The organism is Moorena sp., assembly GCF_982860115.1.
Genome location: NZ_CEYLVT010000023.1, coordinates 1 through 5,797, shown reverse-complemented (window position 1 = coordinate 5,797; position 5,797 = coordinate 1). Strand labels below are relative to the sequence as shown.

At 44.4% G+C, this 5,797-nt stretch carries 4 protein-coding genes; all 4 read right to left on the bottom strand.

The genetic code is table 11. The annotated features are described in order from the left end of the window. Position 1: 1 nt before the first annotated feature. Complete coding sequence (locus tag AC4II3_RS06420) at positions 2-895, bottom strand: SPFH domain-containing protein (RefSeq protein WP_488007853.1); 894 nt, start codon at positions 893-895, stop codon at positions 2-4. A 102-nt stretch (positions 896-997) separates the two neighbouring features. Beyond that, positions 998-2,179 (bottom strand): hormogonium polysaccharide biosynthesis glycosyltransferase HpsP, encoded by a 1,182-nt coding sequence (gene hpsP, locus AC4II3_RS06415; RefSeq protein WP_488007855.1) that lies wholly within the window; start codon positions 2,177-2,179, stop codon positions 998-1,000. 100 nt (positions 2,180-2,279) lie between these two features. Next, positions 2,280-3,194 carry a phosphate/phosphite/phosphonate ABC transporter substrate-binding protein gene (locus AC4II3_RS06410; RefSeq protein ID WP_488007849.1) on the bottom strand — a complete coding sequence of 305 codons (915 nt, stop codon included), beginning with the start codon at positions 3,192-3,194 and terminating at the stop codon, positions 2,280-2,282. A gap of 338 nt (positions 3,195-3,532) precedes the next feature. Beyond that, positions 3,533-5,707, bottom strand: a complete 2,175-nt coding sequence (locus AC4II3_RS06405) for a choice-of-anchor I family protein (protein WP_488007851.1) — start codon at positions 5,705-5,707, stop codon at positions 3,533-3,535. Positions 5,708-5,797: the final 90 nt, after the last annotated feature.

The window sequence follows — 5,797 nt, the reverse complement described above, 5'->3', positions numbered from 1 at the left end:
CTTAAAGTTTAAGACTACCAGTATTGACAACAGGTTGTATATTTTGCTCAGCAGTCAAAACCACTAGCAAATTGTTAATCATTGCTGCTTTTGTTTCCTCGTCTAGCTCAATAATTTGGTTATCGTTCAGCCGCTTGATGGACATTTCCACCATGCTTAAGGCACCTTCAATAATTTCTTGACGAGCTGCTATGATTGCTTGAGCTTGCTGACGCCTTAGCATGACTTGGGCAATTTCCGGAGCGTAGGCTAAATAGGAAATACGACTATCAATCACCTCGACACCTGACACCTCTAAGCGAGCCTGTAATTCTTCCTTGAGAGCTGCTGCAATCTCTTCGGGGCTGCCTCTGAGTGACGCTAGGTTTTCTTGATTAGTATCGTAGGGATAACGACTGGCTAAACCACGGATAGCAGTCTCGCTTTGGATGGCCACAAAATCTACATAGGAATTGACGTCAAAGGTCGCTTTGGCTGAGTCTACAACTCGCCAGACAACTACCGCAGCAATCTCAATGGGGTTGCCTTTCGCGTCATTTACCTTCAGCTTATCACTGTTGAAATTACGCACTCGAAGAGAAACCAGTTGCTTGGAGGCGAAAGGGTTAACCCACCAAAAACCAGAGGTACGGACACTGCCAACGTAGTTACCTAAAAACACTAGCACTCGGGCTTGGTTAGGCTGCACAGTCAGAAAGCCTTTTAGGGCAACCAAGGCTACGATCACTAGACCAATACCAAATAAGTTGTTGGTATAGATCAATAAGTCGTTGATATTGGAAAACCCGACTAGACCTTTACCTAACCACACACCAAAACTAGCGATCGCAATAATCCCTACCAGAGCAGCAAAACCATTAATTTTAAAGGTAGGAATTTCCTGAATACGTTCCATTTGCATGTATCGTTTGTGTATTGCTATTTGTTGTTTTAGCTAATTGGCTGATAAGTCTATTTTGCTTGATTTATTGGGGATTTGACAGTACCCCTACGGGTACTAATGACTAATTTCACGGTAAACCTGAATCATTTGTTGTGCGATCGCATTCCAACTATAGTGCTTTAAAGCATAGTCCTGAGCCTTGACTCCCCGCAGTTGGCATTCCTCTTTATTTTGAAGAGCTTCCCGTAACTGTGTAGTCAAAGCCTGAACCTCGCAAGGACTTACCCATCCTGCTTCAGCATCTTTGACGTTTTCCCAAATATGGACCTGGTCAGAAATTACCACTGCTGTGCCAGCCACCATCGCTTCCGCTACTGCAATCCCAAAGTTTTCGTAGTAAGATGGCAGGACAAATACATCTGCATCCTTTAACAATGCTGCTTTCAAGTCACCAGTCACGAAACCAGTAATGGTAGTATTTGATGATAGAATTGAAGCCTTGATCTGCTCTATGATACTATTTTCATAACTTGGGTCTTGAGGATTAGTTCCTGCCAAGACAAAGTGAAATTGGAGTCCCTCGTTTAATAGCTTTTCTAGAGCTGGGATAAGTAAATCCAATCCCTTCTTTGGGTCAATACGAGACATAAACAACACTAAGGGTTGGTCATGGGGAATCTTTAATTCAGTACGTGCTTGAGCTAGTTGTTGCTGGAGTTGTGGCTGGATTGGCGGCGTTACTCCTAAGGGAATCACGATATCAGGGGATGCTGTCCCAAAACGTTCCGAAATCTTAGCTTCCTGTGGACTGGTAAAGTGTATACCAGCTGCTCCAGCTAAATTCGGTTTCTCCCACAGTGCGGCATAGATGCGCTTTAGCTGTTGTTTCTTCCGCAAATCCGCTGGGTCAAGGGTACCTAAGGGACGCAATAGGTAAGGTAATCCCTGTTTTCGGGCGATGGTAGCCGCTGCTGTAGTTACTGGAGAAAATAAGGCATGGATATGGGCAAGGTCAAATTCTGAGGCGTGTTGCCATAGCCAGCGTAATAAGCCCAGGGAAAATTTATAGCGGCGAAAGGGAGAGCAACGGAAGTATCTGATCTGATAACCATCCTGTTCTACTGGTTGATCCAGGGGTACATCCAAAGGGGGTTGACCAGCATCCCCATTAGAGTTAGTAGTTAGTACTGTAATTGCTACCCCTTGAGATGCCAGAGCCTGAGATAGTCCCTTTACCATTTGACTCGGACCACCATATACCAGGGAAATCGACGGGACGATTTGTAAAATTCGCATGGGATATTTCTTAATACCAAGTTGCATCAAAGATAGCACTGTTCCTAATCAACCTTAGGAGCAATCACGACCTGACGCCATCATTCAGCAACATGGGCGATTAATTATCCGGTCCTTGCACCAATTCAAAATACTCTTCCATCTGTGCTAAAGCTGCTTTTGGTTCTTGGGTAAATTGATCAAATTTGGCAGTCTTTTTGAATTTCTGCAAAATTTCCTGACCCTCTTTGTTCTTATGCATTTTCATTAGTACTTCTTTGACTTCCTCAAGTACCTTAGGATCCATATCTGGTGCAGCAACTACCACCTGTCGAGGAAACTTTTCGGTTTCTGCCAAGACCACTAGCTGTGACCGTTGACTCTCTGGCAATCCTGCAAAGGTTTCACTGTCAGTAGCACCAGCGTCAACATTTTTGCTCAATACCCAGCGCACAGTGTTGAGGTCATCACCAGCAAAAACGTACCCCACCTGATTCTTAGACACCTCATGATTCGCTTCCCCCTTCTCCACTGGATTCATACCGGATTTAATCAGATGAGATAGAGGAAACATATAACCTGAGGAGGAGAAGGGAACCTCTAGGGCAAGCATTTTGCCTTTTAAGTCTTCCAGAGATTTCAGATCACTATCTTGGCGGGCGAAAAATATAGTACTGTACTCAGCAACACCCTTCTTCCAGCGGCGCAGGATTACCTTAGCACCAGTTTGGTTAACCATATACATGGCTGGATAAGGACTATCCATGTATAGATCCACTTCACCAGATTTTATCCATTGCGCCATGGTTTCTTTGTCGGAAGCAATTTTGACCTCCCCCTGACCAATTCCTGCCTCACCTAAATTAGCTGCCAGGTAATCAGCAACCCCTTGAAAACGTTGCTTTCTGCCTGGATTCAAGGCAATGTCCCCTAGCACAATCACGTCTTTAGCTTGAGATTCGGTCTGATTTTGACAACCCCATAGGGGAATTAGGATCCCAATCAGGGCGATTGTGGTTACAACCTTTCGGAACATAGTTTACTCTGTCTTTGACTTGCTGACTCAGGAGATTTACCGAAAAAAGTATCCTGAAAAAAAGTAGATGCACCCTGAATTAATTTCAGGTTTATGAACTTATCGTTCCCATTGACTAGCTATATTTAACATTCTGTTGTTGAAGGAGTGACGTTTATAGAATTAAACGACCCTAACTCAGAACAATAACAATGAGACAACAAAACAACCTAGAGATGTTGCCAAATTGCCTAAATTCACAAAATTTCACCAATTTTGCCAAAATTAGTGGGATCAAGATGCTCCCTAATCATTGCTCTCGATGTGTTCCTGGTATTTGATTCGGCGTCGGGAGTATGTCACGTCAAGCTGAAATCTGAGGCACTGAGATCCTCTAGACTCACTCCTTCTATGAGAACTTTTCCACCATCATTGGCCTTAAACAAAGTCCCATCTTCGGTGTTAGTTATCCGACCTTCATAGATAACCGAATTCAACCACTCTTGAGGATCAATATTGCCCCAACCCTGGAATTCAATTTTATCGACACCTACCTCAAAGTCCTTGATCACATCAAATTCACCGGGTAATAGACTTTTATTCTGTTTAAAAATAAAGTGATCATAGCCTTCACCACCAGTCATGACATCACTGCCACGACCACCATTTAAGATATCATCGCCACTGCCACCATCTAGGATATCATCATGGCGACCCCCTTTAATGGTATCATCGCCATGATTACCATTTAGGATATCATTACCCCTTCCCCCTTGGAGAAAGTCGTTATCTAGACCACCGTCAAGGTCGTCATCACCTCGACCCCCCCTAAGAATGTCATTGCCACTGCCACCATCAAGGTCGTCATGACCTCGACCTCCCCTCAGGATGTCATTGCCTTGGTTTCCCTGAATTAAGTCATCACCTCGGTCACCATGAATCGTGTCATTGCCTTCGAGACCCTTAATGATATCATCTTCTTCAGTACCAACTAGTTTGTTATCTCCCTCATCTCCCACAATGCTTTGATCGGGAAGGATTGAGTCGATTTCATAGATGGTGGTCGTGCCACTAACTTCATTGGCTGCTACCAACAGAGGTCTGCCATTGGGACTATCTTCGGCGGAAATGAAGGTCAATCCTTCTGGCCCAAGGTCTCCTGCTGTGCCCGCCGCAGCATCACCGCTAAAATCCCGGTTGTTGATGTATTGTACAAAGGTAGGATGAGTGGGGTCACTCACGTCATAGACCATGACTCCACCAATACGCTCTAAGCCAATAAAAGCGAAGGTGCGTCCATCGATTACTCCTGTTACCACTCCTTCGGGTTCCGGTCCCTTGTCATTACTGCGGGTATCAAAGGAGTCGTTGGCGTCATTGTCGGAGTTAAAGTCATCAGGTAGAAATTCCGCAGTGATGCGCTCGAAGTCATCGCCACTGTCGAAAACTTGATTGCCATATTCATCCCAGATGGAGAAGGAACGACTCCCGAAGGCAAAAAGCTGATCAAAATCACCGTCACCGTCTGTATCCCCTAAGGTGTTTGTCACTATCAAGGAACCCAGGTTTTCAGCTTTCTGGAGTTCAGCCGCATCGGGGAAAGCATGGGGATCTAGGTTAAGGTCTCCCACTAGCACTTCTTCACTAAAGCCCTCAAAGTCCCGGCTATCCCCTTCGTTAGCTGTAATTAGGAAGGTTTTTCCGTCTACCTGAAATGATGCGATCGCATCCGGCTGGAACATTCCGAAAACCGGCCAATTCTGGATATTAATCCCATCATCTTGATCACTCGCATCGAAGCCATTACCTGGCAGACTGTGGTCTTTAAATCCTAAGGGCAAGATATCAGTAATTTCGCCACGATTGATATCTAGCACAGCTAAGGCATTATTTTCTTGCAGGGTAATCCAAGCTGTTTGGGAATCCTCAGACACGGTAATGAACTCAGGTTCTAAGTCTTGGGCTACTGTAGCACCGGGACCAAAGATACGTACTCCCTGCTCTTGCAATTGATCGATTTGAGGATTAAATGCTTTGAAGTCAGCGTTAGTAACAGTAGCGTGCTTAACCCCTCCAGAGATGTCGATAATACTAACAGACCCTTCTGGATCAACTGTAAATTCATTATTGGGTTCTCCTTCATTAGCTACCAATACTTTTTGACCATCAGCGGTAAAGGTCAATGCATCAGGTAGCGCTCCAACAGTTACGGCATTCAAGAAATTGCCATCAGTGTTAAAGAAAACAACTTGACCAGGATTCTGTGTATTTTCATCTTCAACTGCTACAGCAACAATACCATTATTCACCGCAACACTGTTGGTACCTCCCCCAAAATCATTGAGGCTAATTTCAGTAATTTTGGTAGGATTAGCAGGATCGCTCAGATTCAGAACATCAATGGCATTATTAGCGCCATTGACTACAAACAGGCGTTGTGAGCTGGGGTCATAAGCAGGAATTTCAGCAGCACCATCGTCAAATATACCAGTTTCAAAGGTACTAATTGGTGATAGTTTTATAGAATTTGTCATAGCTAAATTTAGGATTTATAATTGGGTTTTAAATAAAAAGGGAATCGGGAATCGGGAATCGGGAATCGGGAATCGGGAATCGGGAATCGG

Excerpts from the sequence above, each read along its gene's own strand:
- AC4II3_RS06410 (WP_488007849.1), bottom strand. The coding sequence starts at position 3,194 with ATGTTCCGAAAGGTTGTAACCACAATCGCCCTGATTGGGATCCTAATT.
- hpsP (WP_488007855.1), bottom strand. The coding sequence starts at position 2,179 with ATGCGAATTTTACAAATCGTCCCGTCGATTTCCCTGGTATATGGTGGT.
- AC4II3_RS06420 (WP_488007853.1), bottom strand. The coding sequence starts at position 895 with ATGGAACGTATTCAGGAAATTCCTACCTTTAAAATTAATGGTTTTGCT.
- AC4II3_RS06405 (WP_488007851.1), bottom strand. The coding sequence starts at position 5,707 with ATGACAAATTCTATAAAACTATCACCAATTAGTACCTTTGAAACTGGT.